The organism is Dolichospermum sp. LEGE 00246, from assembly GCF_015207865.1.
GTDB lineage: Bacteria > Cyanobacteriota > Cyanobacteriia > Cyanobacteriales > Nostocaceae > Dolichospermum > Dolichospermum heterosporum.
Genome location: NZ_JADEWA010000677.1, coordinates 1 through 1964, shown reverse-complemented (window position 1 = coordinate 1964; position 1964 = coordinate 1). Strand labels below are relative to the sequence as shown.

General features: G+C 38.5%; 3 protein-coding genes. All 3 read left to right on the top strand.

Annotation, left to right across the window (positions count from 1 at the left end):
- The first annotated feature begins 198 nt into the window (after positions 1 to 198).
- The 3 genes from IQ228_RS25470 (at position 199) to tpiA (ending at position 1940) form a co-directional block, all read left to right on the top strand.
- Complete coding sequence (locus IQ228_RS25470; protein WP_027401165.1) at positions 199 to 603, top strand: hypothetical protein; 405 nt, start codon at positions 199 to 201, stop codon at positions 601 to 603.
- A gap of 6 nt (positions 604 to 609) precedes the next feature.
- Positions 610 to 1035 (top strand): HNH endonuclease, encoded by a 426-nt coding sequence (locus IQ228_RS25465; protein WP_027401166.1) that lies wholly within the window; start codon positions 610 to 612, stop codon positions 1033 to 1035.
- A 179-nt stretch (positions 1036 to 1214) separates the two neighbouring features.
- Positions 1215 to 1940, top strand: coding sequence for a triose-phosphate isomerase (tpiA, locus tag IQ228_RS25460; RefSeq protein ID WP_035081932.1), 726 nt, complete (start codon positions 1215 to 1217; stop codon positions 1938 to 1940).
- Positions 1941 to 1964 lie beyond the last annotated feature (24 nt).

Here is a 1964-nt window from a genome sequence, read left to right as displayed (position 1 = left end):
TTTTTTTTGTATTTTTTTTTTTTTTTTTTCAGGAATACGGCACCAACCAAAATTTAACCGGTCTAGGTGGTCGGAAGCGTAAAATTGTTTTAAAGGACAGTTATCTTTCACATGGAAATCTAGGATTTAGATTTCAAGAGATTAATAATTGAAACGAAGTAAAATAATCAATATAAAATAAACCCTAACCTTCACCCTATGCCCACTGAAACAGTAACTCTCCAAATTCCAGAAATTATCTATCAGCGATTAGTTAATACTGCTAATGCTACTCAACGTCCCTTAGAAGAAGTAATGCTTCATGCTTTGCAAGTTGGTAGTCCACCCGCTTGGGATGATGTCCCAGAGGAATTTCAAGCTGGAATTGCCGCATTAGATAAGCTAGATGACAATACTCTCTGGCAAATTGCCAATAGTCGAAAAACAGCAGATGATATGGACAGATATAACATCCTGCTTGATCATAACTCTAGGGGTATACTTACAGAAGTAGAACAATTAGAGTTGATGTCACTTCGACATGAGGCTGATTTATTTATGTTATGTAAAGCCCAAGCAGCAGTATTACTCAGTTGGCGAGGGTATAGTTTATCAAATTCTTAAATTGTTGTGTCTACATATATTTCTGAAAGTTTAAGACAAAAAATCATAGAAAGGGATAAATCACGTTGCTGTTATTGCTTGACATCTGAAGCAAATAGCGGTATTCCTATGACTTATGATCATATTCACCCAGTTTCTAAGGGTGGAGAAACAACTTTTGAAAATCTTTGTTTAGCTTGTCGTTCATGCAACGAATTCAAAAGTGATGCAGTTGAATCTATAGATCCTTTGAGTGGTGAAACTATACAACTTTTTAACCCTCGCCAACAGAAATGGACTGACCATTTTGGATGGAGCGCTGATGGTAGAAGATTAGAAGGTATAAATGCTATTGGTCGGACTACAATAGTTAAGCTACGAATCAATAATCCAGTAATTCTGATTGCTCGAAAGCGTTGGGTAATTAGTGGTTGGCATCCTCCTCTTGATTGATAGCATATAAACAAATAACTTATAAAGCATCTCATTTATTATAAAGACCAACACTTTTGCCTATATTCCTACTGACTACCGTTTCTGTAACCCGATAAATTCTGCTTCATAAATAGTCCTAAAAAAGTAGTACATTAAAAAGTGCATCTAGTAACATTAAAATTTTGATTAAATCACCTGTGCGGAAAATCGTTATTGCTGGTAACTGGAAAATGTTCAAAACCCAGGCAGAATCCGCAGAATTTTTAAGCGGATTTTTGCCTCACCTGGAGGAAACCCCCTCAGAACGAGAAGTGGTATTATTTCCCCCCTTCACCGACCTAAGCCTGGTGTCTAAATCTTTGCATGGTAGCCGTGTAAATTTGGGCGCACAAAACGTCCATTGGGAAGAAAGTGGAGCATATACAGGCGAAATCGCCGCCTCTATGCTAACAGAAATCGGTGTACGTTTTGTCATTGTGGGACATAGCGAAAGACGGCAATTCTTCGGAGAAACAGATGTAACTGTCAATCTCCGTCTTAAAGCTGCTCAAAAGCATGGACTCACACCCATTCTCTGTGTTGGGGAAACTAAACAACAGCGAGATACGGGGGAAACAGAATCAATAATTAGCGCCCAGTTAAAAAAAGACTTGGTAGATATTGATCAAACTAACTTGATCATTGCCTATGAGCCAATCTGGGCTATTGGTACCGGTGATACCTGTGAATCGAAGGAAGCAAATCGGGTAATTGGCTTGATTCGTAATGAATTGACTAATCCCCTCGTTCCTATCCAATATGGCGGTTCAGTCAACCCGAATAATATTGATGAAATTATGGCACAACCAGAAATTGATGGCGCTCTCGTTGGTGGCGCTAGTCTAAAAGCTGATAGTTTTGCCAGAATTGTCAATTATCAATAATGGGGATTGGGGATTGGGGATTGG